The following is a 25,842-nucleotide window of genomic DNA, read 5'->3' on the forward strand; positions in this document are numbered from 1 at the left end:
ATACATTAACCGCTCGACGGGTTCAGTCCACCCAAGCCTCAGCGTCCGCCGATCGGAATGCGCAGATTGCCGGCGATTGAAATCGACTGGCTGGTGCCGCCGATCCCGGCATAGCTGGTGTTGACCGACGCACTGGCGCCGCCTGCGAAGGCTACTGCCAGCCCGGCGCGTGCCGCGACGCCGAAACTGTCCGACGAGGCAACGGTGGTTCCGCCGGCGCCGATGATCGGGTCGAACCGTCCGAGATTGGCGAAGAAGTCGAGCCCGAAGCTTGGCGTCACGGTGGCGCCGCTGTTCCCAACCGCGAAACCGCGCGACGGCTGGAAGCTCGGGCCGAAGGTCAGCGTGGTTTGGGTCGTGTTCGATGCCGCGACCACGGTGCCGTCTGAAGCGGTGAAGGCGTCGCGCTGCACGTTCACCACCGAGATGCCGAGGGCAGGGGTGGCGGTCCACCCGCCGAGCGCAAAGCTGCGCGAGAGTTTCGCCTGTCCCGCCAGCGAGCGGCCGACCGCAGTGCCGGTCGCGCCGGAGGCGAACGTGGCATTCGCCGTCGCGCCCGAATAGGCGACGATGGTCTCAAGCAGCAGCTGACCTGCAATCCGCGCCTGCGCGAATGCGGCCACCGACCATGCCGAGGCGGTCGCGTTTCCGGTCGTGCCGAAGCGGTTCGAGTGCGCATAACGTGCCGCCACGCCGGCGTTGATCCATGGCGTGAGGCGGTAGCTCGCGCCGGCCGCCACCGCGGCGGTCGTTCCGCGCTGGGCAAGTCCGGTCGGGTCGATGTGGAAGGTCACGCTGCCATTCACCCACATATTGAAACGCGGATCGCCCAGAATGCCGTCGGGCGCGCCTGCAGCGCCATATGCGCGCTGCATCTTGAGCCGCATCGACGCCAGGTCGTAGGCGAAGGAAAAGCTGTTGTCTGAGGCGGCCATTGCGACCGGCAGGCCAGGTTGGTAGCCGAGTGCGCCCGGCATTCCCGGCGCCTGAGCTGGCGCATGGGCGGCTGCGAGCCGTGCAGTCGCAGCAACGGCGGGCGGCACAGTGCTGTTGTGAACCGGGAAAAAGCCCGCGCCGTTTTGCGCCTGGCATGCGGCCAGCGCCGCTTCGGCCCGGTTTAGGAGAGCCTGCGAGGCGTTTACTCGGGCCTGTGTGCGCGTCACCTCAGCTGCGGCCGGCTCGATCGCAGCTTCCGCTGCATCGCTCTCCGCCTCCGCGGCCAGCTTCTCCAGAAAGGCGCGATCGATGGGGTTCGTCCTCGAGAAATTCCTAGTCGCGATGCGGAAAATGGCGTCGTCCCTGTCCGCCGATCTGGCGGCGCGCTTGGCATCGCCGAACCGGTCGTCGGCCAGCAGTGCCCCGAAGCGGGCGGACTCTGCCAGCCGCACGGCGATCTGCAGCTTGGTGACTGCGATCAGATGATCCGCCATGTCGCGCGCGAGCCCCATTTGCGCCCGCAGCACGGCCGCTTGTTCAGCCGCGCAGCTGGTGCCGCCGCCGAGCGCCGCTCCAACAGCATTCCCGTTGCCGAATCGTACAAGGCAGTCGGCGAGATCGGAAACAACTTCCTTCATGCTCCTGCCGAGGCGGATCATTCGGTTGTGGTCATCGCGGCCTGTTTGAGCCGTCCTAAAGTCGCCATCGAGAGCGGCGATTTCGGCGAGCGCCCGCCTCAGGTCTTCGTTCAGCGATGCAATCAGCAGCCCGCAGGGAACGTTCGGAATGCCGAGCGGGTTGAACCCGAAATCCGGCACGCCGAAATCGTCGAGCAGGTTTGCGCCCGGCACCACACCGCGGATCGCATTGTCGACCACGCCGGCTTTCTGCTGCGCGTTGACGTTCGAGGAAGACGCTGCCGCAGCGTCAGTACAGTCGATCGATACGCTGAGCGTATTGGTGCCCGTAACATGGCCCTGGAAGCGGATGGTTCCGGAAGCGGTCGGGCCGGTGTTAGGCACGGTGATCGTCACCGTTTGATTGAGCGGCGTGCCCCCCGCGGTGTTGTCCACCGTAACGCTTTCGCCTGCAAAGCTGATTGTCACGATCGAACCGGCGGGAACGGTCACGTTGAAGCTGATCTTCTCACCGGCATTGAGCGTATAGACCGCACCACCGTTCAGGTTCATATCGAACGGATTGGTGAGCGGAGTCCCACCCGTATAGCTGAAGGTCATGCCCTTCAGCGCGGTACAGCTTGCCGAGATTGCATGCGCCGGTGCAACGCTGAAAACGACTGAACTCAGAACTAGAAAAAGGCCGGCAAACAGCATCTGCACCGTCGCCGGCAGCCCCCGAATACGCATGACATCTCCCCGAACAACACCGTCCGTATTCGGCTCGGCGTATGTGGTCTTACGTCACGGAACTTCGCGTGGCCGGGCTATGCCTGCCACTACCCGATCGGGTGGGGTTGGTCGCAAAACGTCCCGGCAGGCAGCCTTGCAGGCGTACAACGGCAAACACGCCGACGGAGGTTTCCGCCGGCGTCTTGGTTTTACTTGTGTCTGGTACTTACTCGGCGCTCACGCTGCCCTTCATGGAGGGGTGAAACACGCATTTGTACGTGTGTTCGCCGGCCTCCACGGTCACCGTCGCGCTCTGACCCTTGTTCAGCCTTCCGGTGTCGAAGCTGCTGTCATCGGCGGTGGCCGTATGCGGTGCGCCGTCCATATTGGTGAAGGTGACCGTGTCTCCCGGCGCCACGGAAAGCGATGCCGGGCTGAATTTCATGCCCTTGATCTCGACGGAATGGTCGGCCGCCAAAGCAGCGGTCGAACCCAGAACAGCAACAATCGCAGCAATACCTAACTGGCGCACTCTGTTTCCCCTTCTTTTGTTCGGTCCGTCTTATACCGCGAAATTGGTGCATGGGCACCTGCACGGTGGGATAGGTATCGGCGGAATTAGCGCGCCCGTGCGGGATTGCCGGTCACGACCGTATCGGGCACAACGTCCCGCGTCACCACTGCGCCGGCGCCCACGATCGCCCGGTCGCCGATAGAGACACCGGCAAGGATGATTGCGCCGCCGCCGATCCACACATCGGCGCCGATCGTCACCGGCCTGGCGATCTCCAGCCCTCGCGATCGCAGAGCCGGGTCCTTGTGATGTTCCGCGCAGTAGATATGCACGCCGGGACCGAGCATTGCGCGCGCGCCGACCGTCACAGGCGCCGTATCCAGGATCGTGCAGCCGGAGTTGAAATAAACGCCGTCGCCCAGCCGAATGTTCATGCCGTAAGCGCAGTGGAACGGCGCTTCGATCAGCACATCCTGACCGACGCCGGCAAACAGCGCCCGGAGCGCCGGCGCCATCGCGCCGCGCTCCGCCGGCGGCAGCGTGTTGTGCTGGTGAACCGCCGTGCGCGCGGCGTTTCGCAGCGCCTCCAGTTCGGGGTCGATGCAGGAATACCAGTCGCCCGCAGCCATCTTCTGCCGTTCGGTTTGTGGCATAGCGGAACTCTCCCGGTCGCCGCCCCGTTTGGCACTCAGGCTGCACCATGCCGCCCGGTCCCGGCAAGCTGTCGTCCGGGCCTGTGCGGCTTGCCTTGACAAACCGGCCCCTCCATGCGCTTTTCGCGCCGATTTTCGGGCACCGCTTCGTGCTGGCGCCGCAACAACCTTTCTTGATCCGGAACAGACCACATGCACCGCTACCGCAGCCATTCCTGCGTTCAACTGAGAGAAGCCGATGTCGGCGCCACCGTCCGCCTGTCGGGCTGGGTTCACCGCGTGCGCGACCATGGCGGCCTGCTCTTCATCGACCTGCGCGATCATTACGGCATCACCCAGATCGTGGCCGATCCGGATTCGCCCTGCTTCAAGACGGCCGAGACCGTGCGCGGCGAATGGGTTATTCGTGTCGATGGCGAGGTTAAGGCGCGTTCGGCCGAGACTGTAAACGCCAACCTGCCTACAGGCGCAGTGGAAGTGTTCGCGCGCGACATGGAAGTGCTGTCGGCCGCGAAGGAGCTGCCGCTGCCGGTCTTCGGCGAGCCGGAGTACCCGGAGGATATCCGCCTCAAATACCGGTTTCTCGATCTGCGCCGCGACACGCTGCACAAGAACATCGTGATGCGCACCAAGATCATCGCGGAAATGCGCGCCCGCATGGCCGGGGCCGGCTTCACCGAATATTCGACGCCCATCCTCACGGCCTCGTCGCCGGAAGGCGCGCGCGACTTTCTGGTGCCGAGCCGCATTCACGAAGGCAAATTCTACGCGCTGCCGCAGGCTCCGCAGGTCTACAAGCAGCTCATCATGGTGTCGGGCTTCGACCGCTATTTCCAGATTGCGCCCTGTTTCCGCGACGAGGATCCGCGCGCCGACCGGCTGCCGGGCGAGTTCTACCAGCTCGATCTCGAAATGAGCTTTGTCGAGCAGGAAGACGTTCTGGCCACCATGGAGCCGGTGCTGCGCTCCGTGTTCGAGACCTTCGCGGACGGCAAGCCGGTGACGCAGGAATTCCGCCGTATCCCTTATGATGAGGCGATCCGCAAATACGGCTCCGACAAGCCGGACCTGCGCAACCCGATCGTCATGGAAGACGTGTCGGAGCATTTCCGCGGTTCCGGCTTCAAGGTCTTCGCCAACATTCTGGCCAATGATGAAAAGGCCGAGGTCTGGGCGATCCCGGCAAAGACCGGCGGCTCCAGAGCCTTCTGCGACCGCATGAATTCATGGGCGCAGGGCGAGGGCCAGCCGGGCCTCGGCTACATCTTCTGGCGTAAGGAGGGCGACAAGCTCGAAGGCGCCGGACCGATTGCCAAGAACATCGGCGAGGAGCGCACCGAAGCGATCCGCACCCAGCTTGGGTTGGAGGACGGCGACGCCTGTTTCTTTGCCGCCGGTGATCCGAGGAAATTCGCAGGCTTTGCCGGTAATGCCCGCACGCGCGCCGGTGAGGAACTCGACCTCGTCGACCGCGACCGTTTCGAGCTCTGCTGGATCGTCGATTTCCCGTTCTACGAGTGGGATGAGGACGAGAAGAAGGTCGAGTTCGGCCACAACCCGTTTTCCATGCCGCAGGGTGGCATGGAAGCGCTGGAAAAGGCCGAGCCGCTGTCGATCAAGGCATTCCAGTACGACATGGTCTGCAACGGTTTCGAGATTGCCTCTGGCGGCATCCGCAACCATCTGCCGGAGACGATGGTCAAGGCGTTCGAGATCGCCGGTCTCGACCGCAAGACTGTGGAAGAGCGCTTCGGCGGCCTCTACCGTGCCTTCCAGTATGGCGCACCGCCGCATGGCGGCATGGCGGCCGGCATCGACCGCATCGTGATGCTGCTTCTGGGCGCGGTGAACCTGCGTGAGATCACCATGTTCCCGATGAACCAGCAGGCGCAGGATCTGCTGATGGGCGCCCCGTCGGATGCGACCCCGCAGCAGCTGCGCGAGCTCAATCTGCGTCTGGCGCCGTCGAAGAAGGCGGAGTAGGCCGTCACCCTCGGGCTTGTCCCGAGGATCTGCTGCCACTGCAGATACGGGCTTGCCTTCCGACCGAGGTAACCGTTGGCCACACTCTTGGCGTCGTTCGCGGGTGTCCCCATATGCGCATCATGAGCAAACCCGGCTTCATCATACGCGGCGGTTTTCCGGTGGCTTTGCGCCGGCAGGCGGCCGAAATCTATTTCCAGGCTTTCGAAGGCAAGATTGGTGGCATCCTCGGGCGTGACGGGCGCGGCCTGCGCTTCGTGGAGGGCGTCATCGACCCGCGTTTCGCCATTTGTGCCGTCAGCGCAGACGAAACCCGGCTTCTCGGCATCGCCGGTTTCAAGACCGTCGACGGCGCCATGGTCGGCGGGACGTTGCGCGACATGGCGGCGGTTTATGGCTGGGTGGGTGCCATCTGGCGCGGGTTGTTGCTTTCGGTTCTGGAACGCGACCTTGCCGAGGGGCAACTGCTGATGGACGGCATCGCTGTGACGAGCGAGGCGCGCGGCATGGGCATCGGCAGCGCACTGCTTGACGCGATCGTCGATGAGGCCGAAAAACGCGGCATGAAAGAGGTTCGGCTCGACGTGATCGACAGCAATCGGCGTGCGAAATCGCTTTATGAGCGCAAGGGCTTCATTGCCGGCGGCCGCCACAGCACGGGGCCGTTCAGCCGTCTGTTCGGCTTCAGTTTCGCCACCACAATGGCCCGCCCGCTGGTGTCGCGTCAGGGCTGATGGCGGCCGGCCCCCGCATCCTGATCACCGGCTTCGGTCCGTTTCCGGGCGCGCCGGTGAACCCGACTGCCGCGATGATGGAGGCGCTGGCAGCCGACCCTGCGGCGCTGGATGGCTTGGGTGAAATACGCACCGAAATTCTGGCCGTTGAATATGACAAGGTGCCGGAGCGCCTTGCCGGCATCGCGGCCGGGTTCGCGCCAGACATCGCAATCCATTTCGGGCTGTCGGCCCGTGCTGAGGGTTTCACGCTGGAACGGCTTGCCCGCAACGAGATCGCCGCCGGCCGGCCGGACAATTCGGGTGCGCAGCCTCAGGCCGCCTGCATTGTCGAAAACGGTGAGGATCATCCTTCCACGCTGCCGCTGGAAGAGATCGCGGCGGCACTGTCCCGCGCCGGCCTGCCGCATTCATGGTCGGACAATGCCGGCGGTTATCTCTGCAACTACATTTTCTATCTGTCGCGCAGCCCGCATTTCGGCGCCTACATGCCGCCGGTCAGCGGCTTCGTGCATGTGCCGCCGCTGACGGGCGAGGGTGCCCCTGAAAATGCAATGAGCCTCGAGGATCTCGTCGCCGGCGCGCGGTTGATTGCGGAAACCTGCGCCGGGGATTGGCGGTCGGTGCGCGCGGCGGCGCGATAGCCGCCACGCTTCGTCCATCCGCCTATTCGTTCGCCGTAATCGTCACGCCCAGCGTCTGCGGCAGGGTCTGCGGTGCGCCCATGGCGCCTGCCATCAGCAACGCGAAGGGCACAGGTGCCGGCGGCTTGGCGCTCACCACCAGATTGCCCGGATTGTCGAGAAACGCCGACACGGCGGTCGTCGCCTGCGCGGTCAGCTGCTGGTCGCCGATCTGCATCATCATGAACGGCACCATCGCCTTGGCCTGGTTGGCGACGTCGCGCGCCCGCCCGCCCTGCTGCTGCGCTGCGAACTCCAGCACCTTGCCGGTCAGCGTGTCGTCGGAGAAATGGATGCGCGCGGAGTGGAAGGTGAGCTGCTGCATCAGCCCCAGCATCGCCATGCCGGAGGCCGAATTGTCGCCCGGATTAGCCAGCATCGAAGCCTGCGTCTCGCGCAGCGATTTGATGAAGTCCGGCGTATAACCGCCGATTTCCAGGCTGATGCCGATTGTGCCGGCGTCGTCCACGGTGATGTCGTATCGCGTCATCCTCAAGAGCCCGCTGGCCGGGTCCCAGTCGCCGTCGATGACGAAGCTGCCGGAGATGTCGGAGTAACCGAGCGCTGCCGCCGCGGCCCGCGTCTTCGGGTCTTCCGCCGCACCTGGTTTCGCGGTGAAGGCTGCCGCGGCGCCGGTGAAGGTCATGGGCTCCGTGCCCTGCGGCAGCCCGACCTCGATCGCCATGTCCGACATGGTGAAGACGTCTTCGCCCTTCACCGTCACCGCCAGTTCGCCGAGGCTCACAGCTTCGTAGAACATCGCCCCGCCATAGGCGTTTTCCTGGCCTTGCGGCTCCAGCGTCATGCCGTCGACCGCCATCTCGCTCAGATAAACCGCGTCGGCGCCGTCCTGCTTGCTGTATTCGGGCACATAAAGCGTGCCGATGCGCCAGCCGCCGCCCTGTTCGGTCACGTCGATCAGCTCCACCAGCGGCAGCGTCGCGCCTTCGCCGTTCACTTCGACATTGACGTTGACGAGCCCGATCACGGGCTGGCCGGCATCGTTGTCGTACTGGTCGACCTCGGCCCAGCCGACATTGGTGCCCTGTTCGGCCATCACCGCCTGCAGCCGGTCCAGAAACGCGTCGGTGTCGAGTGCCGAAGCCGGAGCCGAGAATACCAGCAGCGCGCCAAGTGCCGCCGTCATTGCCAAGCCGTGTCTGATCATTGCGCGTTCCCTGAGTTGCCTGTTGTGTGCCGCTAATCTGGCCGCCGAAAACGTCAGCATGACGGCGGCGCGCCACAATGCCTGTTTTTCGCCTCGCCTGGCAAGAAACGCCCGCCAAAGCTGGTGAACGCGGCGTTGCCGGCGCCCAGCGCCCCTTGCCCCGAATCATCCCCTCCGCTAACCGCAACTGATGGGAAAGAGCCTTTTGCCGCCCGGCAGCGACGGCGGCGACAATATCGAACCGGTCGACCTGAAAAAGGCGCTCGAGGAGCGTTACCTCGCTTATGCGCTGTCGACCATCATGCACCGCGCGCTGCCCGACCTGCGCGACGGCCTGAAGCCCGTTCACCGCCGCATCCTGCATGCCATGCGGCTCGCGCGGCTCGAGCCCGGCACGCGGTTCTCGAAGTGCGCGGCCATCGTCGGCGACGTGATGGGCAAGTTCCACCCGCATGGCGACCAGTCGATCTACGACGCGCTGGTGCGCCTCGCGCAGTCCTTCTCCATGCGTTACCCGCTGGTCGACGGCCAGGGCAATTTCGGCAATATCGACGGCGATGGCGCCGCCGCCATGCGCTACACCGAAGCGCGCATGACCGAGGCCGCCGCCGAGATCCTCGAAGGCATCAACGAGGACGCCGTCGATTTCCGCCTGACCTACAACGAGGAGGACGAGGAGCCCGTCGTTCTGCCGGGCGCCTTCCCGAACCTGCTCGCCAACGGTTCCAGCGGCATTGCCGTCGGCATGGCGACCTCCATCCCGCCGCACAACGCCGCCGAGCTGTGCGCCGCGGCGATTGACCTGATCGACAACCCGGCCGCCTCCGTCGCCGACCTGATGCGTCATGTCGAGGGCCCGGATTTCCCGACTGGCGGCATCATCGTCGACGACCGCGCCGCGATCGCCGAAGCCTACGAGACCGGCCGCGGCTCCTTCCGTGTGCGCGCCCGCTGGGAGACCGAGGATCAGGGCAGGGGCACCTGGACGGCGATCGTCACCGAGATCCCCTATGGCGTACAGAAGTCGCGGCTGATCGAAAAGATCGCCGAGCTCGTCATCGCCCGCAAACTGCCGCTGCTGGAAGACGTGCGCGACGAAAGCGCGGAGGATATCCGCCTCGTGCTGGTGCCGAAGTCCCGCGCGGTCGACCCCGCTCTGATGATGGAATCGCTCTTCCGCCTGACCGACCTGGAATCGCGCTTTCCGCTCAACATGAACGTGCTCAGCAGAGGCAAGGTGCCGGGCGTGCTGTCGCTCAGGCAGGTTCTTGCCGAATGGCTCGCCCACCGGCGCGACGTGCTTCTGCGCCGCTCGCGCCACCGCCTCGGCGAAATCGAGCGCCGGCTGGAGATCCTCTCGGGCTACCTCATCGCCTATCTCAACATCGACGAGGTCATCCGCATCATCCGCGAGGAGGATGAGCCGAAAAAGGTCATGATGGCCCGCTTCGAGCTCACCGACACCCAGGCCGAGGCCATCCTCAACATGCGGCTGCGCGCCTTGCGCAAGCTCGAAGAGTTCGAGATCAAGAAGGAATTCGACGGTCTCAGCGAGGAGAAAGCCGGCATCGAGGCGCTGCTGGCGTCGGAGACCAAACAATGGGCCACCGTGCGCTGGCAGGTGGGCGAGGTGGCCCGCAAATACGCCAAGGACACCGAGCTTGGCGCCCGGCGCACCACCTTCTCGGTCGCGCCCGAGCATGACCTCACCGACATCCACCAGGCGATGGTGGAAAAGGAGCCGGTCACCGTCGTCGTGTCGGAAAAGGGCTGGCTGCGCGCCATGAAGGGCCATCTGGCCGATTTCGCCGCGCTCACCTTCAAGGAGGGCGACGCCCTCAAGCTCGCCTTCCACGCCCAGACCACCGACAAGGTGCTGGTTTTCACCACGGGCGGCAAGTTCTTCACCATCGGCGTCGACCGGCTGCCCGGCGGCCGCGGCCATGGCGAGCCGATCCGCATCATGGTCGACATGGACAACGACCAGGCGATCGTCACCGCCTTCGCGCATGACCCGGCGAAGAAGCTGCTTCTGGTCAGCCATGCCGGCAACGGTTTCGTGGCGCCTGAGGCCGAGATGGTCGCCAACACGCGCAAGGGCAGGCAGGTGATGAACGTGAAGGCGCCGGACGAGGCAGCCCTTTGCATGCGCGTGGAAGAGGGCGCCGATCAGGTCGCCATTGTCGGCGAAAACAGGAAACTTCTGGTCTTCCCGCTGGCCGACATTCCCGAAATGACCCGCGGCAAGGGCGTGCGCCTGCAGAAATACAAGGATGGCGGCGTCAAGGACGCCAAGACCTTCACGCTGGCCTCTGGCCTGTCATGGGTGGACTCGGCCGACCGCACCTTCGTCAAACCGGCGGAAGAACTGACGGAGTGGAAGGGCGCACGGGCAAGTGCGGGCCGCATGGTGCCCAAGGGATTTCCAAGGACGGGGAAGTTCGGGTAGAGAGCTTGCCGCATTTCCCACCCTATGGGATTTCAAGTCTCTAGCTCTTTAGATACAAGTGCTTTGCTTACCTCAGTAGGCATAGATTCGCCGAGGTCAAGCCAATGTATTACATTGTAATATCGGTAAGACTCGTGATCAATGTACTTTTTCAACAGCTTTGCTACGCGAGACTTACTAATGGATTGGACGCATCGTAAAGCTACCGTCTTTCTTAGCTTTTCGGATTCGCTATTTAGATCTTCCAATAGGTGTTCATCGCTGCGCTGCGCGATCTCCTGTATTGATGCGCTGCAATATACTGCTGCCTTGACGGAGGGGTCCGTAATCTCGGCAAGGAGGTCTGTAAACCGCCGACGCGCCAGTGCACGTAAGGTGCGCCCAACATCATCAATGTTTGCATTGCGGTCCTCGTGAACACTTGGACGCGAAAAGTAGCCAGCCAATTTCAGTTTTTTGATGCGCCCCACGTCCTCCCAGCCTCCGAATCGACCCATGTATTTAAGTAGAGGCTTATTTGCTGTGATCTCCCAACTATCTAGCACAAGTCGCATGAGCCCTATGTCGGCTCGGTTCATTCGGAGGGCTAGTGTTCCGATGCCTTCATTCAGATGCTGGAGGCAGGAAAATGGAGCAAGCTCAACTGTCTTAGATATTAACTCAGGAGAAGTTGAGCCGAACTGTTGCTTAAGTTTCTCAACTTTGGTGTCGAACAATCGCCGGAAGCCAGAACGCAGTTCGGTTCTGAGCTCGGTGAGCATTTGTCGTGGGTATTTCTCACACGCCGTAAAGAAAACGTCGGCCGAATGTGGCGATTCATCTTCCGCGAGTTCTAAAAGTTTCTTTAGATTATAACTTCTTAGAACATACCTCTGAAATTGTGCGAAAAGTGTATCTTCTTTGTTGTTGCGATTGAACGAAAGTAAACTCCTTCGTGGCTGCTTGCTTTCCAAAGCAGATCGAGCTCGCTCGGTCGAAATCGATTTCCCGTGATCGACCAGTGCGATGATCGCTTCATAACGTATTGCTGCCGAACTATCCCCACTCAGTTCCTCTGCGAGGTCAGCATCGAGACCGCCTCGTCGTCGGAGTTCTTCAGCGGCTAGGAGTCGGATGTCGGAGGCCTTCAGTTTCAGCATTGAGGTTAGGCGCGCCGTCTCAATGTTGACCAACGATCCGGTGATCAGCATTCGGATCGGTTCAGAGACTTTTTCCGGATCGCGAACCGCGAGTTCATCCAAACCGACGTTCAACGACTCGCGCATGCGAATTGCGATGATTGTTTCGTCGAGTTCTGCCGAATCGATTTTTGGATACGTCGTTTTTATCGAGTCGAGAGTGACGCAGTCCTCATCCAGACCCATCTCCCGCAAATATGTCATCGCCTCCGAACGGGTGTCCGGGGAAGCTTCTTCGTCAAACCAGCTCTCAATAACCCTCGCCCGAGTGATGAAATCGTCAAACGTTGGCGGCGCTAAGCCAAGATATCGTGCCAATCTGAGCGTATAGCGCCGTCCAGGGTCACGACCGAAAAACATCCTATCCTGTATCGGGGCTAGAGGTTCGATCGCTTTGGCCCCAGCGTTCACCCAGAACCAAAGGGGGATATTCTCAGCTCCAAGACTTGCCAAGCCAGCGTTGACAAGCGCTTCAACCTCTCGATTGGAAGGAGAGATTTCATTTCGAGCACGAAAAAGCAAGTTCGCGTCATGTGCGCCTATCTGAACAATATCGTTGCTGGAGCGATGGAGGCTTGCTGCAATCAATCGTAGCCGCGCCACGTCAAGCGGGTTTACAGCGTCGTACTTGTATTCCATCGCCAGCAGTCTGCGGAGAAATGCTTCGGTGTCGCCCCCAAAAAGCGATGTCGCTCTTGTCCTGCCTTCCTTCTTTGCTTCCTGGGCCGGTGGAGCTTGTACGTCGGGCCTCCGCTGCTCGCCGTCGCCCTCGGAGTGTTCGGTAAAAAGGCTCCATCCAATGTTTGCAAGGTAGTCGCGAATTTTTGTCTTGAACTGTTCTCTATCTGGAAATTCGAAGTATAGAGGTCTACGAGCCTCGGTGCGCTGCTTGCGAAACTCTAATACACGCTTCAGCTCTTCCCCAGGATCACGGAGACGTTCTTCGGGAATAGCCTTAAAGAAGAGGAATAAATCATTCATTTCTCCTTTCTTATGTAGCGATTCAGCAATATGATATTCCTCATCGAATCCAGATGTGAATTCGGTGCCCTCGCCGTCGCCCTGAGGTGGAGAGCCCCATCTGTCATACAAGATCCCAAAGAAGTAGTCGCACGACTCCAAGTCTTTGTTGATAAGGGATTGCGCGCGCCGGTTCCCCCCGATTGTCTCTTCCCATCCAACGGCTTCGAACCGGATTCCCCAGTAAGCGCTGTTCTGTCGATTAACATCATCAATCGCGACTCTGACGGCCTCGCGTTCATCGCCTAGCCCCCCGGGAGACGCAATAAAGACGCGAATTACCTTTTGATAGATGTCGCCCATAGCGCAGCTGCTTTTGACTTGTCTTGACGTAGCTCGATGATCTGTTCTGTTCCTCCTCTTCCGCAATGTGCAATCGGATTAATGAACAGGAAATAGCCACCGAGCTGTTGTTGAGACCTCATCGGACCCTCTTCACAAATATGCTCCCGAGAAGACTTCGACCCGTCGTGGGCTACCCGCATCGGCCCTCCTGCGTGGCCCCCGCAAATGCCCCATTCCCTCCCGGTTTCCCCCATCACACGCTTGGCCATAAGAGGTCCAATCACACGACCACGGGCTCGCAGGTGCAGCGCTGGGGTGTTGGCGGTTGCATGTTCTGCTGCCACTGATCGCCATACAGTTCACCCGGCGAGGTGAAGTGGAGCGCATTCGCCTTCGCGGCGGTTCTCATCGCCGGCGCGCTTGCGGCCTATGAGTTCGTAAGGGGCACGGTAGGCGGCGTCACTGCGGATTGAGGCTCGACTCCGCGTGGATGTTCTGGCGCGCGGCGCACACGGGAAGGGCTGAAATCCGCGAATCGTCTGCTGCCATCTCCCCAAAATCTATCCCCGCCTTCTCCACCTCCCTTACCATCCTCCGTGCAAATACCGCTGCGCGGGAAACGGGTGTGCACTCCGAGCGGGGAGCGGCAGCGGTCGGTGCCGGATCGGTGGCGTCTCGAGAACGCCGCTGGGCGATGAGCCTCCGTGAGGAACGGTTCGCGAAGCGAACGCAAAGCCAACGATTTGGCTTTGCGAGTGAACGAACGCCCGGAGCCATAGCGGAGGGCCCGGGCCCACAGGCAAACAACCCTTTGGCATGGCCGTGGATAAATTGAGGCCGAACTCTTTGCTTTCCGCCAATCCGGCTCGAACTTATCCACGCCGCCCAGTCCTCCCTTACCCTTGGTCCATCTCCTGCGCGGGAACACGGGTCATGAACCGGATGAGCGTGGCAGGGACGGTGCCGGATCGGCAGCGCTACGGTGGCGCTGCTGGGCGATGAGCCCCCAGCTCCGGGCCCACGGGTAGCTGTGTCTTCGCCTCTTGATCGCGTGGCGAGCCCGGCGTCTTCAACAAGATCGAAGGCGCACTGAATGGCAATATCCCGGCGCGAATGCCGGGTGACCTCTTCGGAGGTACTCGGGGCAAGAACACCGGACGGGCGCGTGACAGGCGTCACAAAAATAGAAGCCAGAGACGTCTGTNCGTGACAGGCGTCACAAAAATAGAAGCCAGAGACGTCTGTCATGCGTCCGCTTCCCACCGCGCGATCGCACAGCGATCGTCGCGAGAGCGCCCAGCGCGATCACGTAGTGATCGTCGCGGAACGGCGCGTTTCACACCCCGGCCATCGCGGCGCGGGAACGATGAGGTGTGCCTTCTGAAATGCGTATGCGGGATCCATGCCTGAACGGCGCAACCGAGCCAGCGTTTGGCACCATGCACCGCCACCTCCGCTGCGTCATCCCGGACTTGATCCGGGACCCATTCCGGAACCCGGCCACCGCCGCCCAACTCCCCGTCAGAAAGGAACTCCCATGCCCACCCCCATCACCCTCCCGCCGCTTGTCCTCACCGCCCTGACCACGGCGATGCGCATCGCCGCGAAGACCGACGGCGCGCCCGCGCGCTGCACACGCAAGGCCTGCCGCCGCACCGGCCGCTGCCACGCCGTGCAGGACCGTTCCGGCAATCCCGATTGCACCGGCCGGCTCTCCGCCCGCGCCGAAGCGAGCGCCGTCGACATGCTGGTGTTCTTCTACAAATGGACGCGCGATCGCGCGTCCGCGCACTGACCCGCCCTTCGGTGTCGGCGCGGTCGACCGCAGGTCGCAGGGACGAAGCGCCGCGATGCGCAGCGAAGCTGAGCACGCAAAAGGGAAATGTTCGGGCCTTATGGCCCGCCCCGCGGAGCGCCGTCGCATAGCGGCGAATAGCGCGTGAGCGAAATTGAACGCCTTGAATAAACCCCAATGAGGGCGTACATGACGTCCATCGATCTGCTGTTGAACTTTGTTACCCGCGCTTTGGCAGGCGCACTCTACGATCTTCCTCTTCAAATCGATCGGGCATCGCCGGCAGGTTCTTGCCGGGCGGGCATCCAACGACGACCGAAGAAGGATATCGTCATGAGCACAGGTACCGTTAAGTGGTTCAACGCAACCAAGGGTTTTGGTTTCATTCAGCCCGATGATGGCGGCCAGGACGTTTTCGTCCACATTTCCGCCGTCGAGCGCTCCGGCATGAGCAGCATCGTGGAAGGTCAGAAGATCTCCTACGAAGTCGTTCGCGACCAGCGTTCGGGCAAGAGCGCGGCAGAGAACCTGCAGGCGGTGTAAGCGGCGCCCGGTCTTCGGGCCGGGGCTCGCGAAAGGATCGCCATGACGCGCCTTCGAGGCGCGCGGCGGTCCGGCCGCCACTGTCCGTGACCACGGATGTACTGGCACGGACTTTGCGCTGATGGAAAAGGGTCGGGACGCCGGCCCTTTTTTTGTTGTCCGGGGCGGGGTTGGCGCGGCCTTCCGGCGCACCGGGCGTTTTTCTCCGGACCGGGCTTTCGGCCAGGCGTCTTCTTTGGCAAGAGCGGTGAGCGGGTGCTTCGCCGTCCGCTTCGAATGCCATACGAGGAGAATTGCCGATGATCGGACCACGCCGCCGCCACGCCATCTTTGCCGCCGCCGCCATGATCGCCATGACGGGCTTTGCCGGCCGTGCCATCGCCGCCGAGGAGGGGCTGCTGGCCGACACGGTGGAATTCACCGGTGCGGTGCTGTTTCTGGAAACCGGCGTGCCTGGTCTAGTCATCGGCGCGGTGCGTGACGGCGAAACCGCCGTTTCCGGGTTCGGCGAGTTCCAGCCGGGTTCGGGCCAGGCGCCGGACGGCGATACGCTGATGCGCGTCGGTTCCGTCAGCAAGGTCTTCACCGGCGCTGTTCTGGCCGGCATGGCTGCCGACGGCACGGTCAAGCTCAGCGATACGCTGTCGAAACATATCGACTGGCAGCTGCCGCAGGCCGGCGGACGGCCGATCCGCCTGATCGACATGGCGACCCATTCCTCCGGCCTGCCGCGCGAGCTCGATCGCGAGCCCGGCCCCGACGACAATCCCTTCGCCACGCTGACGGTGGACGCCTACCGCGCGGCGCTTGCCGGCGACCCGCAGTTCTTTGCCGCCGGTAGCGGCGCACTCTATTCCAATTTCGGCTTCGACATGCTTGCGCTCGGCCTCGCCGATGCCGCCGGCAAGTCTTATGAGGCGCTTCTGTCGGAGCGTGTGCTCGAACCGATGGGGCTCAACGACACCGGCCTCTCGGTCGCACCGGCGGACCGCGCTCGCCTGATGCAGGGCCACGGCTTCGAGGGCACCCCGCTGCCGGATGTGCCCAACACGCCGGCCATGGGCGGTGCGAGCGGCCTCTATTCGAGCGCCAACGACATGCTGAAATGGCTGCAATGGCATCTCGACCGCAGTCCCTCCCGGGACGATGAGATGCGGCTGGTGAACCACGCGGCCTATCTGCAGCGCGACGGCCTCGATCCCGTCTATGCGCTCGACGAATCCGGTCATATGGACGCCATGGGCCTCGGCTGGGTCATCATGCAGCCAGACGGAGATCGCCCCCTGATCATGCAGAAGGCAGGCGGCCTGCAGGGCATGTTCGTCTATCATGCATTCGCGCCTGCGCGCGGCGTCGGGGTCTTCGTGGCGATCAACAAGTTCGATTTCGCCGCGTCGGGGGCAATCGCCGCGTTCGCAAACGATCTGATCGGACAACTCGCCCCGCGCTGATTGCCTGCCGCGGTTGCCGTGCCGGCCTAGGGGCTGCTGCGTTCCCAGCCCTTGGGTCCGAGATGTTCCTGCGGCTGGAAGCGTACCTTGTAGGCCATCTTGCGCGAGCCGTGCACCCAGTAGCCGAGATAGACATGCGGCAGCCCGAGCGCGCGGGCCCGTTCGATATGGTCGAGGATCATGAAGGTGCCGAGCGAGCGGTCGGCAAGGTCGGGGTCGAAAAAGGAGTAGACCATCGACAGCCCGTCGGCCATGCGGTCGGTCAGGGCGACCGCCGCCAGCGGCCCTTCGCCCCTGCCGGTGATGAAGCTGTCCGGCCCGCGCTTGCGGTATTCGATCACCTTGGTGTCGACATGGCTGTCTTCCACCATCATCGCATAGTCGAGCACCGTCATGTCCGACATGCCGCCCTTGCGGTGGCGCGAATCGAGATAGGTGCGGAAAAGCGAATACTGCTCGGTGGTTGGTTCGGCGTCGTGCTGGTGGCCGATCAGGTCGTCATTGCGCTGCGCAACGCGGCGCATGTTCTTCGTCGGCTCGAACTCCTGCGCCAGGATACGCACCGACACACAGGCGCGGCAGGTTTCGCAGGCCGGCCGGTAGGCAATGTTCTGCGAGCGGCGGAAACCGCCCTGGGTCAGAAGGTCGTTGAGTTCCGGGGCGCGGTTGCCGACCAGATGCGTAAACACCTTCCGCTCCAGCTGTCCCTCGATATAGGGGCAGGGCGACGGCGCGGTCAGGAAGAACTGCGGTGTTTGGGTCGTATGTTGCGTCATCTGGCCGGATTCAACGGAAACTCAGCTTACCATAGCTTGGCCGCACTGAGGAAAACGTCAACCGCCGAATGGCGCCGCGAAGGGCGCCAACGATCAAAAATTCTGGATCATGCTTTTGAGGGGCTGGTCAGCGCACCCGCTCGGAGCGCGCAACAACCGTGCCGAGCAGCAGATCGTGCAGGGTGCGCTTGCGGTCGGTGAACAGCGTGACGAGCAGTACCAGCGGCGTCAGAATTGCATTCGCGGCCCAGAAAAGCACCGAATGAACCACTGCCAGCATGCCGTCGACAGGCCGCCCGTCGAGGCGCTCGAGGCGAATGCCCATCATGCGCATGCCCACCGTAGCCTGTTCCGGCCCGCCAAGCGTCATCCAGATATAGATGAGCGCGACCAGCGGAAACAGAATGCCGAACAAAAGCCAGCCGAGGCCGAGTGTCACCACGCCGAGCAGCGCAACGATCGCACCAAATGGGATCATCAAAAGCGCGACCAGCACGTAATCGAGCAGGAAGGCGAAGATGCGCCTGGTACGCACGCCGTCATAAAAACGCGCGTCATCCAACTTGTCGGAAATGATCTCACCGTCGAGAACCTTGGCGGTCATATTTCTTTCCTTTTGATCGGTCGTCTTGGAGATGGGGATTTCTCCTGCGTTTTCAAGCCATTTGTGGCTTTACGCCGCCCGAAAGCGGAAGAAGAACCGTGAATCTGGACCCGCCGCCGGCCGGTGCGTCGTATCGAACGCTGCCGCCATGATGTTCTGCGATCTGCCGCACCAGCGACAGGCCGAGCCCCCAGCCGCCGGCCTGTTCGCCATAGCCGCGCGGACGGTAGAATGGTTCGAAGATGCGTGCCCGGTCTGTCTCGGCAATGCCTGTGCCGCTGTCCGTGACCGCGAGTACCGCCATAGGGCCGTGTATCGACAGGCTCACCGTCACTGGCTCCGAGCCATGCCGTTTGGCGTTCAGGATCAGATTGCGGATGAGCCGCGTCAAAAGCTTCGGGTCGCCATTCACCGCCGCCGCCTCGCCGTCGACTTTGATGTCATGCCGTGCCGCTTCCTCGCTCGTCAGCGCCAGAAGATCGAACTCCTCGCGACTGTCGAGATCCTCGACATGATCAAGCCGGCTTGCCAGCAATATTTCGCCCACCAGATCGTCGAGCTCGGCAAGGTTCTGCACGATCTCGCGCTTCACCGCCTCGCTTGGCGCGCTTTCGTAAATGTCGATCGCCATGCGCAATCGTGCCAGCGGCGAACGCAGTTCATGGCTGGCATTGGCCAGCAGCGCGCGGTGTGAGGCAATCAGCGCTTCGATGCGGTCGGCTGCTGCATTGAAGCTGATCGCGACCGCAGCCACTTCGTCGGTGCCCGGCAGCTCGACACGCGCAAGTTTGGCGCCGTCGCCCCATGTTTCCACGCCCTGGCGCAGGCGCTCCAGCCGGCGGGTGAGGTGGCGCACCACAGGATATGAGGCAAGGCCGATCACCGCCGCGATCAGCGCCATATAAAGAAGGGGACTGCGCACGCCAGGTCTCAGGTGCCCGGCGATGTTGGCCGTAACGATACGCCCGTCCTCAAGCCGGAAGGCAAAACCGCGCCGGTCGTCATCGTTGCGGCGATTACGCCAGAAGGGTGTGTGTTCCGGCAGCGGCGGGTTGCCGGCAGACGCGATCGGTCTGCCATTTTGGGCGTAAAGGCCGATGTCGGTGTCGAATGCGTCGGAAAGCCAGTCGAGGCGCGCCTGCAGATCGTCGCGGCTCGCCGTTTCGGGCAGCGTCGCGGTCAGGAACGCGTCGAGGCGGCCCTGCCAGCTTCGGTCTTCCTGGTCCTGGCCGGCGCGCACGAACACGGCACTCATGATCGCCACTGCCGCCAGACAGGCGAGGAGCGTGACGTAGATCTTGAAAAACAGGCTGCTGCGCAGGCGTTTCAACATCGCTCAGCTTTCCCGATCCTGATAGCGCGCGAAAACATAGCCCGCGCCGCGCACGGTCACGATTCGCTTCGGATGTTTCGGGTCGTCCTCGATCGCAGCGCGAATGCGAGAGATATGAACATCGATCGACCGGTCGAAGGCCTCGAGCTCGGCGCCCTTGACCTTGTCCATGAGCTGCTCGCGCGAAAGCGTGCGTCCGGCGTTTTCGGCAAGAGCGACCAGAAGATCGAATTGATAGCTGGTGAGGGTGCAGTTGTTCCCGTCGAGACGCGCGATGCGCGACGAGGGCTCGATTTCGAGCCTTCCAAAGCGAAGCACGCGCTCAGCACTTGCGGCATTGCCGCTGCGCCGCCGCAGTATGGCTTTCAGCCTGGCCAGCAGTTCGCGTGGGTTGAATGGTTTGGGCAGATAGTCGTCGGCGCCGATCTCCAGCCCGACGATGCGGTCCATCTCGTCGCCCTTAGCGGTCAGCATCAGCACTGGAACGTCGGAAACGGCGCGGATGCGCCGGCAGGTTTCGAAGCCGTCTATGTCGGGCAGCATGATGTCGAGGATGACGGCGTCGGGTGCGCGGCTATTGAGAGCCTTTAGCCCTTCGGTAGCTGTCGGTGCTGTGGCGACCTTGAACCCGTTCTCGGCCAGATAGTCGCTGACCATGGCGGAGAGGCGCGTATCGTCGTCGACGATCAGTACCGTATCCGCCATGGTCTGCTACGCTCCGTTCGATGCGCTTCAGCCGGTCTTACCAGCGACCGTGCCTTCCGCCCATCCCGTGATCCTCGATAAGTTTGGCGAGTTCGGCGCGCTGTTCGGGCGTGAGGACTTCCGCCGCGTTCAGGAGCGCTTCGCTCATCGTCTTCGAGGCTTCGTCGACCGACGCCAGCCGTTCGGTGCGCAGCGTCTCAATCGCTTGCCGGTCGATTGTCTCGGCCGACAGGATTTCGACGAGGTTTTCGCGCGTATCGCGGAACTCCCGCATCAGGGGACGCACTTCGCCACGCACGCCATCCATGATTTCAAAGATCTTGTCTTCCTGCTCGTCAGTGAGGTCGAGCTGCTGAAGAACACGGCCCATTCCGCGGCCGTGGTCGCCGCCGCCGCCCCAGCGGGCCTGCATCATGCCGCCGTCGCGTCCGCCCATGCTTTCGCTGTGCTCGAAGCCGAGGCGCTTGAAGTTGCGGCCGCTGTCGTCGCTGATTGCGCTGGCGACGCCTGCGCCGCCGACCAGCATGGCCGCGACCGCACCGACTGCGACCCACTTGCCCCAGCCATTTGCTGCGGCGGGCTTGGTTTCTGGCGTTGCTTCGGTTTCGGGGGTGTTGTTCTCGGTGGTCATTGTCCTGGGCTCCTTCAGCTCGGCAGCTTCATTGCTGCGATGAGTTGAAGGTAGTGAGCCAACGTTTCGCCCCTACAGCGCGAACGTAAAGTTATGTAAAGACGCTCAGCCCTGCAGGCGCTCGGCGACTTCCGGCGCGAAATAGGTAAGGATGCCGTCGCAGCCGGCGCGCTTGAATGCGAGCAGAGATTCCATCATCGCGCGTTCGCCGTCGATCCAGCCATTTGCGGCTGCCGCCCTGATCATCGAATATTCGCCCGACACCTGGTAGGCGAATGTCGGCAGCTGGAAGGTATCCTTCAGCCGCCACACGATATCGAGATAGGGCAGGCCGGGTTTCACCATCACCATGTCGGCGCCTTCGGCGATGTCCTGCTCGGTCTCCCGCAGCGCTTCTTCTGTGTTGGCAGGATCGATGTAATAGGTCTTCTTGTCGCCCTTGAGCAGGCCCTGCGTGCCGATTGCCTCGCGGTAGGGGCCATAGAAGGCCGAGGCGAATTTCGTCGCATAGGACATGATGGCGACATCGGAGAAGCCGTTTGCGTCGAGCGCGTCGCGAATGGCGCCGATACGGCCATCCATCATGTCCGACGGCGCGATGATGTCGGCGCCGGCGGCAGCCTGGTACACCGCGGCAGCAGCGATCTGCTCCACTGTCTCGTCATTGACGATGATGCCGTCGCGCAAAATGCCGTCATGGCCGTGGCTGGTGAACGGGTCGAGCGCGACATCGGTGATGACGCCGATCTCAGGCACTTCGGCCTTCAGCGCGCGCGTGGCGCGGTTGATCAGATTGTCGGGGTCGAGCACGGCGGAGCCGGTTTCGTCGCGCAGCGAGAGGTCGACATTCGGAAAAGTCGCGATTGCCGGAATGCCGAGTTTCGCCGCGCGCTCGGCCTCGCGGACGAGAAGGTCGACGGTCATGCGCTGCACGCCGGGCATCGCCGGAATGTCTTCGCGGCGGTTTTCGCCGTCGATAATGAAGACGGGCCAGATCAGGTCGTCCACGGTGAGCCGGTTTTCCTGCACCAGCCGGCGCGACCAGTCGGCCTTGCGCATGCGCCGCTGGCGTCTGCTGCCGGTGATTTCGTCGACGTCGCGGCCGCCCGCGACAAGCTTTTCAACCGATGTTTTCATGGCAGCGCTCCTTGGCGCGCCTTCTATCACGCAAAACCGCTATTCGCTATGCGGCGCGTCTTTACTCCGATGCCTCATTGACGCACCGCGCATCGCTTCCTAAGCACGCAGGGGGGACACAGGGAGACGGCTGGCGTGAGTGGGGATTTCGGCGGCGCCGACGAGATAGGGTTTGATCGGCAGGGCCGGGCCGGCGTGGTCACGCTGACACGGCCGAAGGCGCTGAACGCGCTGACGCAACGTATGGTCAATGCGCTGGCAGCCGCACTTGAAGCCTGGCGCAAAGACCCGGCCGTCGAGCTGGTGATCGTACGCGCCGAAGGCAGGGCGTTTTGCGCCGGCGGCGATATCGTCGATGTTTACAAAGCCGGCCTTGAGGGCAGGCTGCTGGTCGACTTCTTTGCCGACGAGTACCGCCTCAACGCGGCGATCGAGGCTTACCCGAAACCTTATGTTGCGCTGATCGACGGCATCGTCATGGGCGGCGGTGTCGGCATCTCCGCGCATGGTTCGCATCGCGTGGTGACCGAAAATGCGGTTTTCGCCATGCCGGAGGTTGGCATCGGCTTTTTCCCCGATGTCGGCGGCTCGCATTTCCTGCCGCGGCTCAGGGGCGCGGCGGGCATGTATTTCGGCCTGACCGGAAATCGCGCCCGCTGGGGCGATCAGCTGCAGTCCGGTTTTGCCACACATGCGGTGAAGGCCGAAGCCCTCGACGAACTCACACGGCAGCTCACGGCTGGCGGCGACATCGAGGCAACGCTGGCGATGTTCGCTCAAACGGCGGCATCTGAGACGCCTGCGGATCACTGGGAGGCGATCGACCGGCATTTCGCCCAGCCAACGCTCGGTGGCGTTATGCAAAGCCTCGCAGAGGCCGATGCGGAATTTGAAGCGGGACTTGCCGCAACGATCGCCAAGCGCTCGCCAACCTCGGTCAAGGTCGCGTTCCGCGAAATCACAGAGGGCAGGGCGCTTTCCATGCGTGACTGCATGAACATGGAATTCCGCATCCTCAACCGGATGCTCGCCGGCCGCGATTTCTATGAAGGCATTCGCGCGGCTGTCATAGACAAGGACAACGCGCCGGTCTGGCAGCCTTCGATGCTGGAAGAGGTTTCGGACGAAGCCGTGAACGCCTATTTCGCACCGCTTGGCGAAAAGGAACTCGGCCTGTGAGCGAGGCAACGCGCAACTCGAGGGTCAGACTGCCGCGCATCAGCGCGACCGAGCTTGGTTACGACTGGCTGTGCCGCGCGCTGGCGCTGACCTGCATGGCCATCGGCCTTGCGTACTGGGTCAGGTTGATCGGCATTTATGACGGAGCGTTATGGCGTTTCGACCTGATGCCGCTGCATTGGCAGGTCGCCTGTACGGTACTGTCGGTCCTGTTTCCCATCGCCGCGACCGGATTGTGGATGACCGTTTCGTGGGGGCCCGTCATCTGGGTGATCGCGGCTGTTGGCGAGATTGTCATGTATGCGGGGTTCCCGGAGCTGTTCGGTGCGCGCCCGGCGCTTGTCGCCTTCCACATCGCGGCTTTGGCAGTGTTCGCGGTGTGGCGCGTCCTGCTCGCCTGGGAGCACTACAAACGTGCATCCAGCGCCTGAATCGATCCAAGCTTACCGATTGAATTTACAAAGGATTCAGCAACTTTGCCGGAGGTTGATCCTAACCTCCCATTAAGCTTGCGGTTTAAGTCGAATTTTAGACGCCTTCGTTATGGTGGCGGCCAAGGTGAAGAACAAAAAACAATTCACCAGGCGTCAAACGAGAGGCAGAACAATGATGACTTCGCGTCAGCCGGCAGCGCATGCCGAAACCGAAAACAACGACCCGCGCGAGCACATCCGCTCGCTCTATCTTGAATCCCTTCAGCTCGTTGAGCGGCTGCATCGCCGCCTGCTCGATGTGATCAAGGACGAATTCGACCGCAATGGCCGCAGCGACATCAACGCCATCCAGGCGCTGCTGCTGTTCAATATCGGCAATTCGGAACTGACGGCAGGCGAACTGCGTACCCGCGGTTATTATCTGGGATCCAACGTTTCCTACAATCTGAAGAAGCTCGTCGAACTCGGCTTCATCAATCACCAGCGTTCGCGTGTCGACCGCCGCTCGGTTCGCATCAGCCTCACCGACAAGGGCCAGGACGTGGCCGAGGTCGTCGCCAGGCTTTATGACCGCCACATCGGTTCGATCGAGCAGGTGGGCGGCATCAACAGCGATGAATTCCAGCAGATGAACCGTTCGCTGCAGCGCCTCGACCGGTTCTGGAACGATACCATCGCATATCGCATGTAATTCCTTTTTCTCTCCGCTGCCGTCCCGCGAGTGGGACCTGGCGGGAAATGGCAAATGTGCGGAGCCGGCGCCCCAGGGCGCCGGTTTTTCTTGTTTCACGCGCTTGTGTGGACTTGGCCACGCTGCGGCCATATTCCGGTGGCTTGGCGTATGCTAAGCGCTTCTGTACGAGCGGTTTGTCATGGGCAGGCCCATGCCTTGACGACATTTTAAGCCGAGCCGAGTATCCGGCTCCCAATTCAGCATAAGACCGGAGGCCTCAATGTCCCTCAAACGCCGAACGTTTCTAGGTGGAATTGGCGCGATGACGGCCACGGCGCTGACATCCGGCGCGTTCGCCCAGTCGGTGATTGATGAGATTTTGAAAACGCCGCGCCGCGGCGGCTGGAACGACCGTTTCGATACCGGCGCAGGCGCTGGCGAGAAAGTTGCCTCGAACCTTCCGATTTTCAGTGCCGAGACGGTGTTTTATGTCGAGCAGGCGATCGCTCACTATGAAATGCTGGTGCAGAACGGCGGCTGGAACACGGTTCCGGCAACGAAGCGCCTGAAACTCGGCGTAATCGAGCCGGAAGTCGAAATGCTGCGCCGCCGCCTGATGATCTCGGGCGACCTGTCGACCGGCGCCGGCATGAGCCAGTCCTTCGACACTTATGTCGATGCAGCTGTGAAGCGCTTCCAGGCGCGCCACGGTCTGCCGAGCGACGGCGTCATGGGGCCGCACAGCTACGCGGCCATGAATGTTTCGGCGCCGATCAGGCTGGCTCAGCTGAAGACCAATCTGGAACGCCTGCGGTCGATGTCCGGCGAGCTCGGGCAGCGTTTCGTCATGGTCAACATTCCTGCCGCTCAGATCGAGGCAGTCGAGAACGGCCGTGTAATCCTGCGCCACACCGCAATCGTGGGAAAGGTGGACCGCCAGACGCCGATCCTGAATTCCAAGATCAACGAAGTGATCATCAATCCGTTCTGGAATGCGCCCGAATCGATCATCCGCAAGGATATCATTCCGCTTATGCGTAATGACCCCAACTATCTGACGGACAACAACATTCGTCTGATCAACTCGAGCGGCGACGAGGTTGATCCGATGACGGTGGACTGGTCGACCGACGAGGCCGCGAAGCTGCGCTTCCGCCAGGATCCGGGCAAGATCAACGCGATGGCCTCGGTGAAGATCAACTTCCCGAACCCGCATGCCGTTTATATGCACGACACGCCGCAGCAGAGCCTGTTCAACGATATCGACCGGTTCTTCTCGTCCGGCTGCGTGCGCGTGCAGAATGTGCGCGATCTCGTCACCTGGCTGCTGCGCGATACTGACGGCTGGGACCGCCGTCGCTTCGAGCAGGCCATCAAGACGGGCGAAAGCACGCCTGTCGCGCTGCGGGCGGCGGTGCCGGTCTATTTCACCTATGTGTCGGCATGGTCGACAAGCGATGCCGTGGTTCATTTCCGCGACGATATCTACGGTCAGGACGGCATCGAGGAACTGCAGCTCACCAGTTCGCTCTAACCGGCAGCATTATTCTACCGAAGAGGGCCGCCGCGGGCGGCCTTTTTCTTGGCTGTCGCGAACGGAACGGCGAAGTTCGTTTCGCACGAGTGGAA

At 62.4% G+C, this 25,842-nt stretch carries 22 protein-coding genes; 11 read left to right on the forward strand and 11 right to left on the reverse strand.

Annotated features, from left to right (window positions below):
• Nucleotides 1-38 precede the first annotated feature (38 nt).
• The 3 genes from EP165_RS16480 to EP165_RS16490 form a co-directional block, all read right to left on the reverse strand.
• Nucleotides 39-2,303 (reverse strand): autotransporter outer membrane beta-barrel domain-containing protein, encoded by a 2,265-nt coding sequence (locus EP165_RS16480; protein WP_127523930.1) that lies wholly within the window; start codon nt 2,301-2,303, stop codon nt 39-41.
• A gap of 208 nt (nt 2,304-2,511) precedes the next feature.
• Nucleotides 2,512-2,817: a cupredoxin domain-containing protein gene (locus tag EP165_RS16485; RefSeq protein WP_127523931.1), complete on the reverse strand. Its 306-nt coding sequence runs from the start codon at nt 2,815-2,817 to the stop codon at nt 2,512-2,514.
• 86 nt (nt 2,818-2,903) lie between these two features.
• The gene (locus EP165_RS16490) at nt 2,904-3,452 is read right to left on the reverse strand and encodes a sugar O-acetyltransferase (protein WP_127523932.1); all 549 of its coding nucleotides are present in this window, start codon (nt 3,450-3,452) and stop codon (nt 2,904-2,906) included.
• Nucleotides 3,453-3,644: 192 nt separating this feature from the next.
• On the opposite strand from EP165_RS16490, the gene aspS reads away from it, so the two are divergent.
• The 3 genes from aspS (at nt 3,645) to EP165_RS16505 (ending at nt 6,813) form a co-directional block, all read left to right on the forward strand.
• Nucleotides 3,645-5,435 (forward strand): aspartate--tRNA ligase, encoded by a 1,791-nt coding sequence (gene aspS, locus EP165_RS16495; protein WP_127523933.1) that lies wholly within the window; start codon nt 3,645-3,647, stop codon nt 5,433-5,435.
• Nucleotides 5,436-5,548: 113 nt separating this feature from the next.
• Nucleotides 5,549-6,169 carry a GNAT family N-acetyltransferase gene (locus EP165_RS16500; RefSeq protein ID WP_206075933.1) on the forward strand — a complete coding sequence of 207 codons (621 nt, stop codon included), beginning with the start codon at nt 5,549-5,551 and terminating at the stop codon, nt 6,167-6,169.
• The gene (locus tag EP165_RS16505) at nt 6,169-6,813 is read left to right on the forward strand and encodes a pyroglutamyl-peptidase I (protein ID WP_127523934.1); all 645 of its coding nucleotides are present in this window, start codon (nt 6,169-6,171) and stop codon (nt 6,811-6,813) included. The genes EP165_RS16500 and EP165_RS16505 overlap by 1 nt, the downstream gene beginning before the upstream one ends.
• A gap of 22 nt (nt 6,814-6,835) precedes the next feature.
• Here EP165_RS16505 and EP165_RS16510 read toward each other — a convergent pair whose 3' ends face one another.
• Nucleotides 6,836-8,020, reverse strand: a complete 1,185-nt coding sequence (locus EP165_RS16510) for an aq_1923 C-terminal domain (RefSeq protein WP_127523935.1) — start codon at nt 8,018-8,020, stop codon at nt 6,836-6,838.
• A 190-nt stretch (nt 8,021-8,210) separates the two neighbouring features.
• On the opposite strand from EP165_RS16510, the gene parC reads away from it, so the two are divergent.
• Nucleotides 8,211-10,469, forward strand: coding sequence for a DNA topoisomerase IV subunit A (parC, locus tag EP165_RS16515; protein ID WP_127523936.1), 2,259 nt, complete (start codon nt 8,211-8,213; stop codon nt 10,467-10,469).
• Nucleotides 10,470-10,501: 32 nt separating this feature from the next.
• On the opposite strand, the gene EP165_RS16520 is transcribed toward parC, so the two are convergent.
• Complete coding sequence (locus EP165_RS16520) at nt 10,502-12,970, reverse strand: DUF4062 domain-containing protein (protein WP_127523937.1); 2,469 nt, start codon at nt 12,968-12,970, stop codon at nt 10,502-10,504.
• Nucleotides 12,971-14,489: 1,519 nt separating this feature from the next.
• On the opposite strand from EP165_RS16520, the gene EP165_RS16525 reads away from it, so the two are divergent.
• The 3 genes from EP165_RS16525 to ampH all read left to right on the forward strand — a co-directional run bounded on the left by EP165_RS16525 (nt 14,490) and on the right by ampH (nt 16,741).
• Complete coding sequence (locus EP165_RS16525) at nt 14,490-14,747, forward strand: hypothetical protein (protein WP_127523938.1); 258 nt, start codon at nt 14,490-14,492, stop codon at nt 14,745-14,747.
• Nucleotides 14,748-15,080: 333 nt separating this feature from the next.
• A complete protein-coding gene (locus tag EP165_RS16530) occupies nt 15,081-15,290 on the forward strand; it encodes a cold-shock protein (protein ID WP_127524036.1) in 210 nt (69 codons plus the stop codon).
• Nucleotides 15,291-15,589: 299 nt separating this feature from the next.
• Nucleotides 15,590-16,741 (forward strand): D-alanyl-D-alanine-carboxypeptidase/endopeptidase AmpH, encoded by a 1,152-nt coding sequence (ampH, locus tag EP165_RS16535; protein ID WP_127523939.1) that lies wholly within the window; start codon nt 15,590-15,592, stop codon nt 16,739-16,741.
• Between the two features lie 26 nt (nt 16,742-16,767).
• Here the strand turns inward: ampH and EP165_RS16540 are convergent, their stop codons facing one another.
• The 6 genes from EP165_RS16540 to hemB form a co-directional block, all read right to left on the reverse strand.
• Complete coding sequence (locus EP165_RS16540; protein ID WP_127523940.1) at nt 16,768-17,517, reverse strand: arginyltransferase; 750 nt, start codon at nt 17,515-17,517, stop codon at nt 16,768-16,770.
• Nucleotides 17,518-17,644: 127 nt separating this feature from the next.
• Entirely contained in the window at nt 17,645-18,121 is a 477-nt protein-coding gene (locus EP165_RS16545) for an RDD family protein (RefSeq protein WP_127523941.1), read from the reverse strand.
• Nucleotides 18,122-18,173: 52 nt separating this feature from the next.
• A complete protein-coding gene (locus EP165_RS16550) occupies nt 18,174-19,454 on the reverse strand; it encodes a sensor histidine kinase (protein WP_245440187.1) in 1,281 nt (426 codons plus the stop codon).
• Between the two features lie 3 nt (nt 19,455-19,457).
• A complete protein-coding gene (locus tag EP165_RS16555) occupies nt 19,458-20,159 on the reverse strand; it encodes a response regulator (RefSeq protein ID WP_127523942.1) in 702 nt (233 codons plus the stop codon).
• 37 nt (nt 20,160-20,196) lie between these two features.
• On the reverse strand, nt 20,197-20,790 hold the full coding sequence (locus tag EP165_RS16560; protein WP_127523943.1) for a Spy/CpxP family protein refolding chaperone: 594 nt from the start codon (nt 20,788-20,790) through the stop codon (nt 20,197-20,199).
• A 105-nt stretch (nt 20,791-20,895) separates the two neighbouring features.
• Nucleotides 20,896-21,927, reverse strand: a complete 1,032-nt coding sequence (hemB, locus tag EP165_RS16565; protein ID WP_127523944.1) for a porphobilinogen synthase — start codon at nt 21,925-21,927, stop codon at nt 20,896-20,898.
• 135 nt (nt 21,928-22,062) lie between these two features.
• Between hemB and EP165_RS16570 the strand changes: the two genes are divergently transcribed.
• The 4 genes from EP165_RS16570 (at nt 22,063) to EP165_RS16585 (ending at nt 25,747) form a co-directional block, all read left to right on the forward strand.
• Nucleotides 22,063-23,106: an enoyl-CoA hydratase/isomerase family protein gene (locus EP165_RS16570; protein ID WP_127523945.1), complete on the forward strand. Its 1,044-nt coding sequence runs from the start codon at nt 22,063-22,065 to the stop codon at nt 23,104-23,106.
• Nucleotides 23,103-23,537 carry a DUF6163 family protein gene (locus EP165_RS16575; RefSeq protein ID WP_245440188.1) on the forward strand — a complete coding sequence of 145 codons (435 nt, stop codon included), beginning with the start codon at nt 23,103-23,105 and terminating at the stop codon, nt 23,535-23,537. Before EP165_RS16570 ends, EP165_RS16575 begins: the two co-directional genes overlap by 4 nt.
• 178 nt (nt 23,538-23,715) lie before the next feature.
• On the forward strand, nt 23,716-24,231 hold the full coding sequence (ldtR, locus tag EP165_RS16580) for a transcriptional regulator LdtR (RefSeq protein WP_127524039.1): 516 nt from the start codon (nt 23,716-23,718) through the stop codon (nt 24,229-24,231).
• 262 nt (nt 24,232-24,493) lie between these two features.
• Nucleotides 24,494-25,747 carry a L,D-transpeptidase family protein gene (locus tag EP165_RS16585; RefSeq protein WP_127523946.1) on the forward strand — a complete coding sequence of 418 codons (1,254 nt, stop codon included), beginning with the start codon at nt 24,494-24,496 and terminating at the stop codon, nt 25,745-25,747.
• Nucleotides 25,748-25,842: the final 95 nt, after the last annotated feature.

It is taken from the genome of Mesorhizobium sp. Z1-4 (assembly GCF_004000235.1).
Lineage (GTDB): Bacteria > Pseudomonadota > Alphaproteobacteria > Rhizobiales > Rhizobiaceae > RCIO01.